Source organism: Stenotrophomonas sp. YJH_SMC_110, assembly GCF_059369255.1.
The window spans coordinates 167119-182343 of record NZ_JCAFSM010000002.1; the positions used below are offsets into that span (position 1 = coordinate 167119).

General features: G+C 68.5%; 10 protein-coding genes. 9 read left to right on the plus strand and 1 reads right to left on the minus strand.

The window, feature by feature from the left end; translation table 11 throughout:
* Nucleotides 1–129 precede the first annotated feature (129 nt).
* The 9 genes from AC5P6H_RS05370 (at nucleotide 130) to AC5P6H_RS05410 (ending at nucleotide 14176) form a co-directional block, all read left to right on the plus strand.
* Nucleotides 130–2142: a FimV/HubP family polar landmark protein gene (locus AC5P6H_RS05370; RefSeq protein ID WP_134966182.1), complete on the plus strand. Its 2013-nt coding sequence runs from the start codon at nucleotides 130–132 to the stop codon at nucleotides 2140–2142.
* Between the two features lie 26 nt (nucleotides 2143–2168).
* Nucleotides 2169–2531, plus strand: a complete 363-nt coding sequence (locus AC5P6H_RS05375) for a VOC family protein (RefSeq protein ID WP_014647889.1) — start codon at nucleotides 2169–2171, stop codon at nucleotides 2529–2531.
* Between the two features lie 32 nt (nucleotides 2532–2563).
* The gene (truA, locus tag AC5P6H_RS05380) at nucleotides 2564–3334 is read left to right on the plus strand and encodes a tRNA pseudouridine(38-40) synthase TruA (RefSeq protein WP_014647888.1); all 771 of its coding nucleotides are present in this window, start codon (nucleotides 2564–2566) and stop codon (nucleotides 3332–3334) included.
* Nucleotides 3331–3987 carry a phosphoribosylanthranilate isomerase gene (locus tag AC5P6H_RS05385; protein ID WP_014647887.1) on the plus strand — a complete coding sequence of 219 codons (657 nt, stop codon included), beginning with the start codon at nucleotides 3331–3333 and terminating at the stop codon, nucleotides 3985–3987. The genes truA and AC5P6H_RS05385 overlap by 4 nt, the downstream gene beginning before the upstream one ends.
* A 168-nt stretch (nucleotides 3988–4155) precedes the next feature.
* The gene (locus AC5P6H_RS05390) at nucleotides 4156–4830 is read left to right on the plus strand and encodes a hypothetical protein (protein ID WP_014647886.1); all 675 of its coding nucleotides are present in this window, start codon (nucleotides 4156–4158) and stop codon (nucleotides 4828–4830) included.
* Complete coding sequence (locus tag AC5P6H_RS05395; protein ID WP_014647885.1) at nucleotides 4827–6845, plus strand: hypothetical protein; 2019 nt, start codon at nucleotides 4827–4829, stop codon at nucleotides 6843–6845. The genes AC5P6H_RS05390 and AC5P6H_RS05395 overlap by 4 nt, the downstream gene beginning before the upstream one ends.
* An 85-nt stretch (nucleotides 6846–6930) precedes the next feature.
* Nucleotides 6931–12318: a DNA repair ATPase gene (locus AC5P6H_RS05400; protein WP_495202373.1), complete on the plus strand. Its 5388-nt coding sequence runs from the start codon at nucleotides 6931–6933 to the stop codon at nucleotides 12316–12318.
* A gap of 2 nt (nucleotides 12319–12320) precedes the next feature.
* Complete coding sequence (locus tag AC5P6H_RS05405) at nucleotides 12321–13022, plus strand: hypothetical protein (RefSeq protein ID WP_014647883.1); 702 nt, start codon at nucleotides 12321–12323, stop codon at nucleotides 13020–13022.
* Nucleotides 13023–13066: 44 nt separating this feature from the next.
* Nucleotides 13067–14176 carry a toxic anion resistance protein gene (locus tag AC5P6H_RS05410; protein WP_014647882.1) on the plus strand — a complete coding sequence of 370 codons (1110 nt, stop codon included), beginning with the start codon at nucleotides 13067–13069 and terminating at the stop codon, nucleotides 14174–14176.
* Between the two features lie 71 nt (nucleotides 14177–14247).
* On the opposite strand, the gene AC5P6H_RS05415 is transcribed toward AC5P6H_RS05410, so the two are convergent.
* Nucleotides 14248–15135: a LysR family transcriptional regulator gene (locus AC5P6H_RS05415; RefSeq protein ID WP_032957497.1), complete on the minus strand. Its 888-nt coding sequence runs from the start codon at nucleotides 15133–15135 to the stop codon at nucleotides 14248–14250.
* Between the last annotated feature and the right edge of the window lie 90 nt (nucleotides 15136–15225).

A 15225-nucleotide genomic window follows, 5' to 3' on the forward strand; every position in this document is an offset into this window, starting at 1 on the left:
ACCGGTAGTGCCGGCCGCTGGCCGGCATTGCCGTGATGGCACGTGAGTGTCTGCCGGCCAGCGGCCGGCACTACCGAAGGTCTCCATCGGTGGGTGCGGACCGCGGTCCGCACGCTTTATAGTGTCGCCATGAATAAACGGGCCAGGGGCGCAAAGCGCCCCCTCCTCTATCTTTCCACCGCGCTGCTGGCCCTGGCCAGCAGTTCGGCGCTTGCCCTGGGCTTGGGCGACATCCGTGTCCTGTCCAAGCCGGGCCAGCCCCTGCTGGCCGAAATCCCGGTGGTCTCGGCCGATCCGTCCGAGCTGGAGAACCTGCGTGTCGCGTTGGCCTCACCGGTCACCTTCGAGCGCGTCGGCCTGCAGCGGCCGACCGGGCTGGTCGGCGAACTGCAGTTCGAACTGACCCGCAATGCGCAGGGCAGGGCAGTGGTGCGGGTGACCTCGCAGACGCCGGTCGAGACCCCGTCGCTGAGCTTCCTGATCGAGGCGGACTGGGGCCAGGGCCGCCTGGTGCGCGAGTACTCGGCGCTGGTCGATGCACCGTCCAGCGCACTGGCCGTGGCCGAGCCGGAAATCATTGCACCCGCAGGTACGCTCTCCAACACCATCGCCCGTGAGGCCGCCCCGGCGCCCGCCGCCGCGGAGAGCGTGAGCGCGCCTGCGCCGTCCACCGCCACCACGCCGGCACCCGCACCGGCTCGTCCGCGTGCAGTGGCTGCACCCGCTGCCGCACCGGCAGCCGATGGCAGCGTTACCGTCCAGCGTGGGCAGACCTTGTCGCAGATCGCCAGCGTGGTGGCCCGCGGCAACCAGGTCAGCCGCGACCGCGCAATGATTGCGCTGCTGCGGGCCAACCCGGAGGCCTTCATCCGTGGCAACGTCAACCTGCTCAGGCAGGGCGCCGTGCTGCGTATGCCCGGCAGCGATGCACTGGCGGCGGTCGATGCCGCCGAGGCCGCCGCGCTGGTGCGCGAGCATGCCGCACAGTGGCGTCAGGCGCGCACCGTGCCGCAACCGGCGGGTACTGTCGCCCCGGTCGCCACGGCGGGAACCACGAACGCTTCTTCCCCGGCTGCGGCCACTGGGGCACGACTTGAAATCGCTCCGGCGCTGGCCTCCGACGCCGCGCACGCGGGCACAACCACCGGCACTGCAGCCGGCAGCGAGGGTGACATGCTGGGCAACGAACAACTGCGCCAGGCACGCGAGGACATCGCGACCCGCGATGCCGAGATCGGCGAGCTGAAGCAGCGGGTGGCCGACCTGGAAAAACTCAAGGAACAGCAGCAGTCGCTGATCGCGATGAAGGACAACGACCTGGCCGCGGCGCAGCAGCGCCTGGCGCAGGCACCGGATGCCCGCGATGCGGCAACGCCGTGGTACTGGCTGGGTCTGCCGGTGCTGTTGCTGGCGGCCGGCGCGGCCTGGCTGCTGCGTCGTCGCAAGCCGTCGCCACTGCCGCCGCTGCGCGAGGAAGGCGACGCCGCCGGCCTGGCCGCTGCGGTACCGGCCGGCGCGGCGCTGGATACGCTGGCCGAGCAGTCTTCGTGGTCGACGGCGGTGTCCGACAGTGGCCGCCAGGAACCGGCGATGCCTGCCTGGGCGACCGAAGCCGAGGTGCAGGATGACGTGGCTGCCGAAGCGGTCGCCGACGTCGCCGCCCAGACTGACTGGCAGGCGCAGACGCTGCGCGATGACGAAGTAGTGGAGCTGCCCGGGGCCGTGACCGACCTGCCGCGCTGGGACGAGCCGGTGGCCATGCAGGACACCCCCGTGCAGGATGAGCCGCCCGCGCAGGCGGTCCCTGACGAGATCGCAGTGCCGGACTACGCGCTGCACGCCGAACAGCAGCCGCAGTTCCGCGGCGTGTTCGACCTGCCGGCCGAGCATCATGACGGCGGGGATTCGAGCGCGGCGCCGCACGACGCGCTGGCCGCGGCCGCGCATGAAGACGGTACTGCCGCGCCGGCCAGCGATGCCGGCTGGGCGCCGCGCGCCGGGCAGGAACGCCTGGAACTGGCCATCGCCTACCTCGACCTGGGCGATGCGCAGACCGCACGGACGTTGCTGCTGGAAGTGGCCGAGGGCGGCGACCTGCACTGCCAGGCCCAGGCTCGCGAACTGCTGGCCCGCCTGCCGTGACCGAACCCGCCGACAAGGACCGTGCCATGAGCCGCGAGCGCCGTATCGACTACGTTGAATTCGCCTCCAGTGACCCGGCCGACAGCCGCGCCTTCTTCGAAAAGGTGTTCGGGTGGTCGTTCGTCGACTATGGCAGCGACTACACCGCCTTCGACGATGGCCGCCTGCAGGGCGGCTTCTTCCGCGGCCAGCCGCAACGGGCCAGTGACAGCGGCGCGCCGCTGCTGGTGCTGTATGCCGACCAGCTGGCGCCCATCGAGGCGGCGGTGCGCGACGCTGGCGGTGAGATCGTACGGCCGGTGTTTTCTTTCCCCGGTGGCAGCCGCTTCCAGTTCGTCGAGCCCGGTGGCAACGAACTGGCGGTCTGGTCCGAACGCGATCCGGCCTGAGCGCCGCCCCTCCCGCAACATCGAGGTAGCACATGCGTTACGCGCTTGGCGTCGAGTACGACGGCAGCGATTTCAGGGGCTGGCAGAACCTGGGCGAGGGTGGTCCCAGCGTGCAGGCCAGCCTTGAGCAGGCCCTGTCGTCGGTGGCCGATGCGCCGCTGCAGGTGGTCTGTGCCGGTCGCACCGATGCCGGCGTGCACGGCCAGTGCCAGGTCGTGCATTTCGACACCGACGTGGTGCGCGATCCGCGCGCCTGGATGCTGGGCACCACCACCCGCCTGCCGCGCTCGATCGCGGTGCGCTGGTGCGTGCCCGTGGCCGATGATTTCCACGCCCGCTTCTCGGCGCGGGCACGCCGTTACCGTTACCGCCTGCTCAACCGCGAAGTGCGGCCGGCGCTGCAGCGGCAGACCCTCAGCTGGGAGCGCCGTGCGCTGGACGCGGGCCTGATGCATGCCGCCGGCCAGGCCCTGCTAGGCGAGAACGACTTCAGCGCGTTCCGCTCGGTGCAGTGCCAGGCGCTGCATGCACGGCGTGAACTGCAGTCGCTGCAGGTCAGCCGCCAGGGCGAGGTGATCGAGGTCGCCGTGCAGGGCAATGCATTCCTTCATCACATGGTCCGCAATATCGTCGGATCGCTGATCCTGGTGGGCAGTGGCGAGAAGCCGGTGGAATGGATCGCCGAACTGCTGGCCGGGCGCGATCGCACCGTAGCCGGTCCCACCGCACCGCCGCAGGGCCTGGTGTTCCTTGGGCCCCTGTACCCCGACAACTGGCATCTGCCCGCCGAGGTCACGCTATGAGCCGCTCCTACTACCGCACGCGCATCAAGTTCTGTGGCATGACCCGGGCCGGCGACGTCCGCCTGGCCGGTGAGCTGGGCGTGGACGCGGTGGGTTTCATCTTCGCCCGTGAAAGCAGCCGCCGGGTCGCTCCAGCCGAGGCACGCGCGATGCGCCAGGCGATCGCGCCGATGGTCGACGTGGTGGCGCTGTTCCGCAACAACAGCAAGGAAGAAGTGCGCGAGGTGCTGCGCACGGTACGACCGACCCTGCTGCAGTTCCACGGCGAGGAAGACGAGAGCTTCTGCCGCAGCTTCAACATGCCGTACCTGAAGGCGATCGCCATGGGCGGCCGTGAAGAGATCAACGCCCGCACCCTGCAGCTGCGCTATCCCAGCGCCGCCGGCTTCCTGTTCGACAGCCACGCGCCGGGCGGCGGTGGCGGCACCGGCGTGGCCTTTGACTGGGGCCGGATCCCGACCGGCCTGCATCGCCCGTTCCTGCTGGCCGGCGGCCTGAACCCGGAAAACGTCTACGACGCGGTGCTGGGTACCCTGCCGTGGGGCGTGGATGTCTCCAGTGGCATCGAACTGGAGCCGGGCATCAAGGACGGCTACAAGATGCGCACCTTCGTCGAGGAAGTGCGCCGCGCCGATTGCACGGTTCTCGAGTGATTGGCGTCATTATTTGCCGTGATTTGGACCTGGATTTGAGCCTGCACGCATTCTTCACATAGGATGGTCCCAAGCGCGCCTGCCATGAGGGCTGGCGCGGGGATCGACGGGACGCGCGCGGCGCGCCCCGAACGGGCGGCCGCCGCCCACAGCCCAGGAAGGCAAGCGATGCAGGAGTTTCTCACCGTCGTACTCGGTTACCCGACGCTGCCGTACAGCATTCTGCTGTTGGTGTCGGTGATGTATTGGGCGGTTGCGGCGTTCGGCCTGGTCGATGACGGTTTTGGCAATCTCGGCGCCGATGGCGCGCTCGAGGCGGGGACCGACCTCAGTGGCCTGTCGGCCATGCTGGCGCGCTGGGGCCTGGGTGGCGTCCCGATCATGGTGGTGGTCACCCTGCTGAGCCTGTTCGGCTGGCTCATCACCTATTTCATCCATCTGTTCGTACTGCTGCCGCTGCCGGACCTGCTGCGCTGGGGCCTGGGTACGCTCGTGGCGGTGCTGGCACCGCTGCCAGCGGTACCGCTCATCGCGCTGATCCTGCGCCCGGTCCGGCGCTTCCTGCTGCGCCTGCGGCCGGTGCCGCAGGCATCGCTGCTCGGCCGGGCCGGCGTGGTCGCGTCGCCGAAGGTGGACGCACGCAGCGGTCATGCCACGGTCGATGATGGCGGCGCCGGGCTGGTGCTGCAGATCCGCAGCGACATCGAACTGCAGCGTGGCGAGCGCATCGTGCTGGTTGAGCACATGGCCGAACAACACTATTACCGGGTGGTCCGCGCCGATGCGATCGCCCTCGATTTCCAGGACAACCTGCTTCCGGGCAACAAGGAGACTCATCAATGACGTTGGCATCCCTCTTACCGTTCCTGGCCGTCGCCGGCGGCCTGCTTGTCCTGCTGCTGGGCGTGGCCGGGCTGTTCAAGGCCTTCTACCGCAAGGTCGACCAGGGCGTGGCCCTGATCGTCAACGACATGAGCTCCACGCCCAAGGTGCACTTCACCGGTGCGCTGATCATCCCGGTGCTGTACCGCGCCGAGCTGATGCGGATCAGCCTGATTACCCTGCAGATCGACCGCCGTGGCAAGGAAGGCCTGATCTGCCGCGACAACATGCGTGCCGACATCGCCGTGGCCTTCTACCTGCGGGTGAACGAGACCCAGGCCGACGTGCTGCGCGTGGCCAAGGCCATCGGTGCCGACCGTGCGTCGGACAAGCATGCCGTCGATGAGCTGTTCAACGCCAAGTTCTCCGAAGCGTTGAAGACGGTCGGCAAGAAGTTCGACTTCACCGAACTGTTCGAGAAGCGCCAGGAGTTCCGCGACGAGATCATCGCGGTGATCGGCAACGACCTCAACGGCTATGTGCTGGAAGACGTGGCGATCGATTACCTGGAGCAGACCCCGAAGGCGCTGCTGGACCAGTTCAACATCCTTGACGCGCAGGGTATCCGCAAGATCACCGAGCTGACCGCCGCGCAGAACGTGGTGACCAACGAGCTGGAGCAGAACGAGAAGCTCGCCATCACCAAGAAGAACGTGGAAGCGCGTGAAGCGCTGCTGGCGCTGGAACGCCAGCAGGCCGAAGCCGAAGCACGCCAGAAGCGCGAGATCGAGACCATCCGCGCGCGCGAGGAGGCCGAGACCGCCAAGGTGCAGGAAGAGCAGCGCCAGCTGTCCGAGAACGCCCGCATCGAAGCACAGCAGCTGATCGAGATCCGCGACCAGAACCGCCTGCGCGAAGTGGAAGTGGCCGAGCAGAACCGCCAGCGCGCCGTGGCCATCGAGGCCGAGCGCGTCGAGCGCGCACGCCAGCTTGAGCAGGTCACCACCGACCGCGAAGTGCAGCTGCAGGGCGTGGAGCGCGACAAGGTGGTCGAGCAGGGCAAGATGGACGTGGCCAACATCACCCGCGAACGCATCTCCATCGACAAGACCGTGGCGCAGGAGGAAGAGCGCATCAAGGAAGTGCGCGAGGTCTCCGAGGCCGACCGCCAGAAGCAGGTGCTGATCCTGGAAGCCGAGGCCAAGGCACAGGAATCGCTGGTGCGCGAGGTAAAGGAAGCGCAGGCACGCGAGACCGCTTCCAAGCACCGCGCAGTGGAACTGACCACGCTGGCCCAGGCCGAACACGAAGCAGCCGGCAAGCAGGCCGAAGCCAAGCGCCTGCTGGCCGACGCGCTGCGCGCCGAGCAGGCCGCACCGGGCCTGGCCGAAGCGCAGGTGCGTGAAGCTTCGGCACTGGCCATCGAGAAGGTCGGCATCGCCGAGGCCCGCGTGATCGAAGCCAAGGCCGAAGCCAGCCTGAAGCAGGGCAGCAACGAAGCCCGCGTGCTGGCCGAGACCCTGCAGGCGCAGGCGCAGGGTGAGGAGAAGATGGGCCTGGCCCGTGCCACCGCCACCGAATCGCTGGGCAACGCCGAAGCCGGCGTGGTGCAGAAGAAGCTGCTGGCCGAAGCCGAAGGCCTGGTGCGCAAGTTCGAAGCGATCGCTTCGCTGAGCGACCAGGCACGTGGCCACGAAGAGTTCCGCATGATGCTGGACAACAGCCTGAAGCAGGCGCTGGCCTCGATCGAAGCCGGCAAGGAAGTCTCGCGCGAGAACGCCAACGTCATCGCCAGCGCGTTGCGCAACGCCGATATCGACCTGGTCGGTGGCGACGGCGGCATGTTCGAGAACCTGGTCAAGGCGGTGTCGCTGGGCAAGTCGATCGAAGGCTTTGCCGGCAAGAGCCCGATCGTGCAGGAGCTGATGCAGCGCTACCTGGGCGTGGCCGTGGCCGAACCGGCGCCGCGCCAGATCGCCGAGGATGCCGAAGCGGTGCCGACCGTGTCGGCCACCGTGGTCGACAGCGCCCGTTGATGCATCGGGCGATGGCTGCTGCGGCCATCGCCCGCCCGCGCCGGCCGCAACCGCGGCCGTCCGCCCGTGAGCCGGAAGCCTGCTGATGTCTGATACCCATCCGTCCGCCGAATCCACCGCACCGGAGGCCGGCGGCACTACCGTCGACCAGGCCGTTGCCCAGGGCGGTGCCTATGAAGTCCTGCGCCGCCGCCTGGCCGAGCAGGGCCAGCGCCTGCAGGGCCTGGCCGAAACGCTCAACCGCCAGCGCCTGGCCGAGTTCGGCGACAGCCGCCTGGAGGTGGTCGGGCGCTTCCGCATCCGCAGCGAAAACAACTGCGTCGGCCGTGACATCGTGCAGGTCGGGCCGGACCGCCTGCTGTTCGGCTACAACGTGTTCATCGGGCTGAAGACCCAGACCCGCATCGAGGACGTGTTCGGCCTGTACCGGCTGGTGCAGGGCAGCGACGGCTACGACGTGGCGGCGCTGGAGCTGAAGGGCAGCTTCCTCGACCAGCCCGGCTTCGTGCACGACTTCAACGAACTGTACGCCTACTACAAGCACGCGCGCCTGCTGCAGCTGATCGTGGTGGGGGACAAGCTGCTGGCGTCGTTCCAGATCGGTGAGCGCAGCAGCGACGTGCGCGTGTTCCGCTGGGCGCTGTCGCGCGATGGCGAACTGACCTATCTGGATGCGCGCGGTGAGCGCGATATCGCACTGCCGCCGCCGTTCGACTTCGAATGGACCCGGGCGACCCGCGACCTGGCGGTCAATGGCCGCCATTCGCACCTGAACATCCTCGATACCCTGTTCGTGGAGACCACCGGCGGCGACCTCACGATCAAGGTCGAGAACAACACCGAGACCGGGCAGGGCATCTACAGCGAACCGGTGGAGGACAGCACGCAGTCGCTGGACGACGCCCAGTTCGAGTTCGCCCGGGTCGGCTCGCTGGTGCTGCTGAAAGTGCTGCCGTACCGCGAGACGGAGTGGCGCGGGCTGATCTACAACACGCTGACCGGCGGCATCGTGCGCAACGATGCGATCGTGCAGGCCTGCGTGCAGCTGCCCGAAGACCACGGCGTGATCTTCCCGGGTGGCTATTACCTGCAGGGCGGCGAGCACAAGGCGTTCGACGCCTCGATGGCCGGCATGCAGTTCAAGCGCAGCATCCGTTCGCCCAACGGCGAGGACGTGCTGTACATCTTCTACGAGCGCGAAGGCGGGCGCTCGGCGCTGTTCGTCTACAACACCATCCAGCGCGTGCTGCAGAACCCGGTGTTCGGCCATGGCTACGCCTTGATGCAGGACGGGCGCATGGTGCTGTTCCATGCCGAAGGCAGCGAACCGACCCGCATCCATCCGATGCAGGTCTGGCAGACCCCGTTCAGCAGTGACGAGTTTGCTGCAAGCCGGCCACCCGGCAACACCTTCATGGGACGCATCGGCAACGCCGAACTGGTGCGGGGCATCTCCAACCTGTTCAACCTGGCGCGCGAGATCGATGGCCAGGACGTGTCGGTGCAGCGCTACCAGCGCCTGGTGGCCGACACCCGGCGCCTGTTCGATGCCCACCACTGGTTGGGCGACGCGGCCTGCGATGGCGCCGAGGCGCTGCTGCGGCAGATCAGCGCCACCGGCGAATCGGTGCTGGACGAGTACGAGAAGGTGCAGTCGATCCGCCAGCAGTCGGCGCAGGCGATGGTCGAGGCAGAGGCCGCGCACAAGGCGCTGCTGGGCCGGCTGCAGCCGCAGAACTGGAACGAGGTGCAGGCCTTCGTCGAGGCCCTCAATGCGATCACCGCATTGCGTGGACGGCTGCTGACCATCCGCGAGCTGCGTTACATCGACACCGCGCGCATCGAGACGATGACGGCCGAGCTGGTGGAGGCGCAGGATCGTGTCGGCGCCGCCACGGGTGACTTCCTCGCCGGCGATGCCGCGCTGGTGCCGCTGACCACGCGCCTGCAGGCGCTGGATGAAGCTGCGCAGCAGGCGCAGAGTGCCCGCCAGCTGGATGAGCAGCTGGAGGGGCTGCGCGGGATGGCGGCCGATCTGGATATGCTGTCTGAACTGATGGCCGGCCTGAAGGTGGACGATGCCACCGCCCGCACCCGCGTGGTCGAGTCCATTTCGGTGCTGTACGGCCGCCTCAACCAGGCCCGCGCGCGTGCCGATCAGCGCCGCAGGTCGCTCGGCTCAGCCGAGGCCGTGGCGCAGTTCGCCGCGCAGTTCGCGCTGTTCTCGCAGTCGATCACCAGCGCGCTGGCGCTGGCCACGGACCCGGAGCGTGCCGACGAGCAGCTGTCGCGCCTGCTGGTGCAGCTGGAGGAGCTGGAGAGCCAGTTCGGCGAACACGAGCAGTTCCTCGGCGACATCCTGAGCAAGCGCGAAGAGCTGGTTGAAGCCTTCGAAACGCACAAGCAGGCGCTGCTGGATGACCGCCAGCGCAAGGCACGTTCGGTGCTGGATGCGGCCAGCCGCATCCTCGATGGCCTGGCCAAGCGCACCGAGCGCTTCGCCACCGCCGATGAGCTCAATGCGTTCTTTGCCGGCGATCCGCTGATCCTCAAGCTGCGTGAGCTGGCCGAACGCCTGCGCGCGTTGCATGACAACGTCAAGGCCGACGACATCGAAGCGCGCCTGAAGGGCGTGCGTGACCAGGCGGTGCGCCAGCTGCGTGACCGCAGTGATCTGTACGAGGCGGGCGGCAACGTGGTGCGGCTGGGGCCGCGCCATCGCTTCAGCGTCAACACCCAGGCGCTGGACCTGACCCTGCTGCCGCGTGGTGACACGCTGGCGATCCATCTGACCGGCACCGACTTCCTGGAGACCCTGCACGATCCGGAGCTGGATGCGCTGAAGCCGTTCTGGCCGGTCACCCTGGACTCCGAATCACCTGCACTGTATCGCGGCGAGTATCTTGCCGGCAGCCTGTTGATGGCCGCGCAGGAGGGGAGCGACGGGCTTGACCTGGCCACGCTGCAGCACGACGTCGCCACGCCCGAAGCACTGGACCAGCGCGTGCGTGCGTTTGCCGCACCGCGCTACCGCGAAGGCTACGAGCGCGGCATCCATGACCATGATGCCGCGCTGATCCTGCGTGCGTTGCTGCCCTTGCAGCAGGCGGCCGGCAGCCTGCGGCATGCACCGCGGGTGCGTGCGCTGGCGGTGCTGTTCTGGGCTGCCGAGCAGCGGCGCGAAGCGGTGGCGCAATGGCCGGCCCGCCAGATGGGTGCTGAAGCGCTGGCACGCCTGCTGGGGTCCGACGAAGGGCGCCTGGCGTTGCGTGCGGAGATGGCCGAGGCACTGCTGGCGTATGCGCAATCCCACGCGTTGCCGTTCGATGCCGATGCCGCAGAGGCCGCAGCCGCTTATCTGGGCGAGGAACTGGCGGCCGGCGAACCGGTGTTCAGCAGCAGCCGCCATGCGGTAGCGCTGCTGGAGGCACTGGCTCGGCAGCTGGAACAGGCCGGGCAACGCGAGGCGGTCGAACGCGCCCTGCAGCGCAGCCAGGATCCGCTGGCCACGCGCTGGGCGCTGGCCGGTCAGTGGCTGCGGGCGCTGGCGCGGATGCCGGCGCATGCCCCGCATGCCGGCTACGTCGACGAGGCTGCAGCACTGCTGCTGGTGCAGCGCCAGCTGCGTACCCGTGCCAGCGACGCCGCGCTGCAGGCGGAGGTCAGTGGCCTGCTGGGTGAACACGCACGCATCAGCAACGGCACGCTGGTGGTATCGCTGGATGACTTCCTGGTGCGCCTGAAGCAGCACCTGCGTCATTTCGTGCCAGCGTTCCATGCCTACCAGGCGCTGCGCCAGGGCATCATCGGCCGCGAGCGCGAGACCCTGCGGCTTTCCGAGTTCAAGGCGCGGCCGCTGTCCTCGTTCGTACGCAACAAGCTGATCAATGATGTCTACCTGGGCGTGATCGGTGACAACCTGGCCAAGCAGATGGGCACGGTCGGCGAGAACAAGCGCAGCGACCTGATGGGCCTGCTGATGATGATTTCGCCGCCCGGCTACGGCAAGACCACGCTGATGGAATACGTGGCGCACCGCCTGGGCCTGGTCTTCATGAAGATCAACGGCCCGGCGCTGGGTCACGAGGTGCGGTCGCTGGACCCGGCCCAGGCACCGGACGCGACCTCGCGGCAGGAGCTGGAGAAGCTCAACCTGGCGCTGGAAATGGGCAACAACACCATGCTGTATGTGGACGACATCCAGCACACCCATCCGGAGTTCCTGCAGAAGTTCATCTCGCTGTGCGATGGCACCCGCCGTATCGAAGGTGTGTGGCGCGGTCGCACCCGCACCTACGACATGCGCGGCAAGAAATTCTGCGTGGTGATGGCCGGCAACCCGTACACCGAGTCCGGCGAGGTGTTCAAGATTCCGGACATGCTGGCCAACCGTGCCGACATCTACAACCTGGGTGATGTGCTCGGTGGCATGGAGGCGGCCTTTACCCTCAGCTACATCGAGAACAGCCTGACTTCCAACCCGGTGCTGGCGCCGCTGGCTACGCGCGACATGGCTGACCTGTACACGCTGGTCGACCGGGCGATGGGCAAGGAGGTCTCGACCAACGGCCTGAGCCACGCCTACAGCAGCGCGGAGATCAACGAAATCACCGCCACCCTGCAGCGCATGCTGCGCGTGCGCGACGTGGTCTACCGCGTCAACCAGCAGTACATCGCCAGTGCCGCGCAGGACGATCGCTACCGCACCGAGCCGCCGTTCCGGCTGCAGGGTAGCTACCGCAACATGAACAAGCTGGCCGAGAAGATCTCGCCGGTGATGAACGAGGACGAGCTGCAGCAGTTGATCTCCGACCACTACCTGGGCGAGGCACAGCTGCTGACCACCGGCGCCGAAGAAAACCTGTTGAAGCTGGCCGAGCTGCGCGGCGTGCTGGACGACACGCAGGCGCAACGCTGGACGCAGATCAAGCGCGACTTCCTGCGCAACAAGGCCATGGGGGCCGACGACAGCGATGTCGGCGGGCGCGTGGTCGCGCAGCTGGCCGACATCGCCACCGCCCTGCAGCTTCCACCGCCGACGCCGGAACCGATTGCCGTTGCCGACCCGGCACCGTGGCCGGCGTTGCTGGAGGCCCTGCATCGTCTTTCTGAAACACGTCCGGCCGCCGCGCCGGTGCCGGTCGCGGCAGCCGCCAGTGTGCCGACGACGGTCCTGGCCGACGACCTGCAGGCTGGCCTGGCACCGTTGGTGGAACTGTTGGCGGCATCGCAGGCGCAGCAGGCACAGGTGTCGCAGACCCTGGCCGCGTTCGCCGGCTGGGCGCGGCAGCAGGTCGAGCGTGGGGTGCCGAACAGTGCGGTGGCGCAGCGTGCGCGTGTGCGCCGTGCCACGACGCCGGAGGAGCGCGCGCTGGATGAGGCGCTGATGCGTCACTTCTACGGCGAGTCGTTGCCGCCGGACGACGGTGAGGAGATTCCAGCGACGACACCGAAGCCGCCGCCGCTGCCGTGACCATGCAGGCGCCACTGCCGCCACCGAGCTTGCCGGACACGGCCGATGTCGCCGCGCTGGCCGACTATGGTGCGCCGTTGCTGCAGGCGCTGGCACGGCGCGAAACACCGTTGCCGCCGGGCGCGGGCGCAGGGCTGGTGGCCGCACTGGCACGCATCGCGCTGGCCCTGCAGGCCGATAACCCGGCACAGATCCGGCAGCAGGCGGGCTGGTGGGGCCGCCTGCTGGGGCGCGATGTCGATCGCGAGGCGGAAGGACGTGCGCTGCAGTCGCAGCTGGGCGTGCTGGCCCTGCAGGCGCGCGAGCAGGCCCAGCAGCTGCAGCAGCAGCTGCAGCTGCGGGCCATGGCCATCGCCGGACATTCAGCGGCGGCCGCAGCGCTGGACGCCTGGGTCGAGCTGGCAGCGGTGCGGCTGGCGTCGCTGGATACCGCCGGCCAGGCCGCGCTGTCGCAACGGCTCGATCACCTGCGCCGGCTGGCCACGCTGCGCCGTCTCGAGGCCGGCCAGTGGCAGCTCCTGCAGGACCAGGACAACGTGCTGCTGCAACGCTTCGCGCGCATCCATGACGTCCTGTTGCCAGCCTGGCGGCAGGCCGCCGCGGCGGGCCAGGCCGCGGCCGGCGCCACATTGGCGGCGAAGGCCGCCACGCTGCACGCACAGATCGATGACGAGGTCGCGGCGGCTCAGGCTAGACTGCCTTGAGCCGGCCGCCGCTGCCGCTTACCCAACTGCAAGGAGACTGCCCGATGACCCAGGACAGCCAGACCCCCGGTGCCCTCGTGCCCGGCACGACTACCGCCGTTCCGCTCGATGAAGGCGCATTGCAGGCGCTTGGCCTGGTCCGCGAGGATCTGCCGCGCATCGCCGAGATCCGTCTGGAGCTGGATGACCTGCGCCCGGGCAACCTGCAGGTCTTCGGTCGCGAAGCGGCCACGCGCACCGCGGCGTTTTCCAGCCAGTTGCTGGACCAGGTGCGCAATCGTGACCTCGATGCCAGCGGCGAGAAACTGGGCGAAGTGGTGCGCATCGCACGCAGCCTGAAGCTGGACGGCTTCGCGCAGCGGTCGAAGGTGCCGGTGATCGGTGGCCTGATCGACCGCCTGCGCGTATCCAAGGGCGAGCTGGTGCAGAAGTTCAGCGACACCAATGCGCAGATCGAGCAGCTGCTGGGTGATGTCGGTGTGCAGCAGGCGTTGATGGGCAAGCGCGTGGGCGAGTTCGACCGCATGCATGACATCGTCCGCGAAGAACGCCATGCGCTGGGCCTGTATGCTGCGGCCGGCAAGCAGCGCCTGGCCGAACTGCAGGCCGAGCAGCAGGCCGGGCAGGGCAGTGAGGATCCGCAGCAGCGCATCCGCCAGAGCGAAGTCGACAACGCGATCCGCCTCCTCGAAAAGCGCGTGTCCGACCTGCAGCTGATGCAGCATGCGGCCGACCAGTCGCTGCCGATGATCCGCCTGATCCAGGCCAACGCGCTGCAGCTGATCGAGAAGTTCAACACGGTGCGCGAGATCACCATCCCGTCGTGGAAGCGCCAGTTCGCCATCCAGCTTTCGCTGGGTGAGCAGAAGGCCGCGGTCGAGCTGTCCACTGCCATCGACGATGCCACCAACGAGCTGATGCGCCGCAACGCCGACCTGCTGCGCCAGGCCTCGGTGGATACCGCGCGCAGCAACCAGCGCGGCGTGATCGACGTGGCCACGCTGCGCCACGTGCACGACCAGTTGATCGCCACGGTCGAGGAAGTGCGCAGCATCCATCGCGAAGGAATGCAGCAGCGGCAGCAGGCCGAAGTCGAGCTGTCGCGCCTGCGCGAAGACCTGCAGCAGCGACTGGCCACCCCGACTGCCAGCTGAAAAAAGGGGACGGAGGGGATTAAGTCGTTTGTGCCACTTGCGACTTAATCCCCTCCGTCCCCTTTTTGTTGTCAGCGCAGTTGCTGGCCCAGCCAGTCGGCCAGCGCATCCACGCGCCCATCTGCCGGTCCATCCGGTCGCGCCAGCACCCAGAAGCCACCGGTGGCGGCAAACCCCCACGGCGCAACCAGTCGCCCGGCGGCCAGGTCCTCGGCCACCAGGGGCTCGGGTGCGATCGCCGGGCCCAGCCCGGCCACCGCTGCCTCCAGCAGGTAGTACAGGTGCTCGAAGGCAGTACCCAGCTGCAGCTTCGAGGTGTCCAGATCGTGCGCTTGCGCCCACGCCGGCCATGCCTGCGGCCGTGAGCTGGTGTGCAGCAGCGTCTCCTGCAGCAGCGCCGAAGGCGGCACATGCCGCAGTCGCTGCGCGGCCGGATGCGAGGGGGCCACCACCACGCCGACCCGTTCCGGCGCCAGCTCACGCACCTGCCAGCCCCGGGGCCACGGCCCCTGCGCCAGCAGCAGCACCGCGTCCAGTGCGGCCTGCGCCTCGGTGAAGCTGCCATCCAGCGCCGACCACTGCAGGCGTACGCCGGGCAGGGCGGCCTGAAGTGCGGGCAGGCGCGGAATCATCCAGCGCGCCAGCACGCTGCCGCTGCAGCCCAGCACCAGCGCCGGGGCCGCCGTCGGCCGGCGCAGTTCGCGCACGCAGTCTTCGATGCCGCTGAAGGCCTCGCTGCACGCTGCCTGCAGGCGCGTGCCCGCAGCGGTCAGGCGCAGGCCGCGACCGGCCCGCTGGAACAGCGCCAGGCCGAGGTGGTCTTCCAGCAGCTTCAGCTGGCGGCTGACCGCGCCGTGGGTCACGTGCAGGTCCTGCGCGGCGCGGCCAACCCCGCCCAGGCGGGCGGTGGCCTCGAACGCGCGCAGCGCATTGAGCGGTGGCAACAGCGAACGGCTCATGTGAGATTTCCTGACGGTATATGCCAGATAATATCCATTTTCCGGTCACGACCCGTGCGCTAGAGTATCCACCTGTCTCGAACCAGCGGT

Coding starts and splice junctions, on each gene's coding strand:
- AC5P6H_RS05400 (WP_495202373.1), top strand. CDS start 6,931: ATGTCTGATACCCATCCGTCCGCCGAATCCACCGCACCGGAGGCCGGC.
- AC5P6H_RS05390 (WP_014647886.1), top strand. CDS start 4,156: ATGCAGGAGTTTCTCACCGTCGTACTCGGTTACCCGACGCTGCCGTAC.
- AC5P6H_RS05405 (WP_014647883.1), top strand. CDS start 12,321: ATGCAGGCGCCACTGCCGCCACCGAGCTTGCCGGACACGGCCGATGTC.
- truA (WP_014647888.1), top strand. CDS start 2,564: ATGCGTTACGCGCTTGGCGTCGAGTACGACGGCAGCGATTTCAGGGGC.
- AC5P6H_RS05395 (WP_014647885.1), top strand. CDS start 4,827: ATGACGTTGGCATCCCTCTTACCGTTCCTGGCCGTCGCCGGCGGCCTG.
- AC5P6H_RS05385 (WP_014647887.1), top strand. CDS start 3,331: ATGAGCCGCTCCTACTACCGCACGCGCATCAAGTTCTGTGGCATGACC.
- AC5P6H_RS05370 (WP_134966182.1), top strand. CDS start 130: ATGAATAAACGGGCCAGGGGCGCAAAGCGCCCCCTCCTCTATCTTTCC.
- AC5P6H_RS05410 (WP_014647882.1), top strand. CDS start 13,067: ATGACCCAGGACAGCCAGACCCCCGGTGCCCTCGTGCCCGGCACGACT.
- AC5P6H_RS05375 (WP_014647889.1), top strand. CDS start 2,169: ATGAGCCGCGAGCGCCGTATCGACTACGTTGAATTCGCCTCCAGTGAC.
- AC5P6H_RS05415 (WP_032957497.1), bottom strand. CDS start 15,135: ATGAGCCGTTCGCTGTTGCCACCGCTCAATGCGCTGCGCGCGTTCGAG.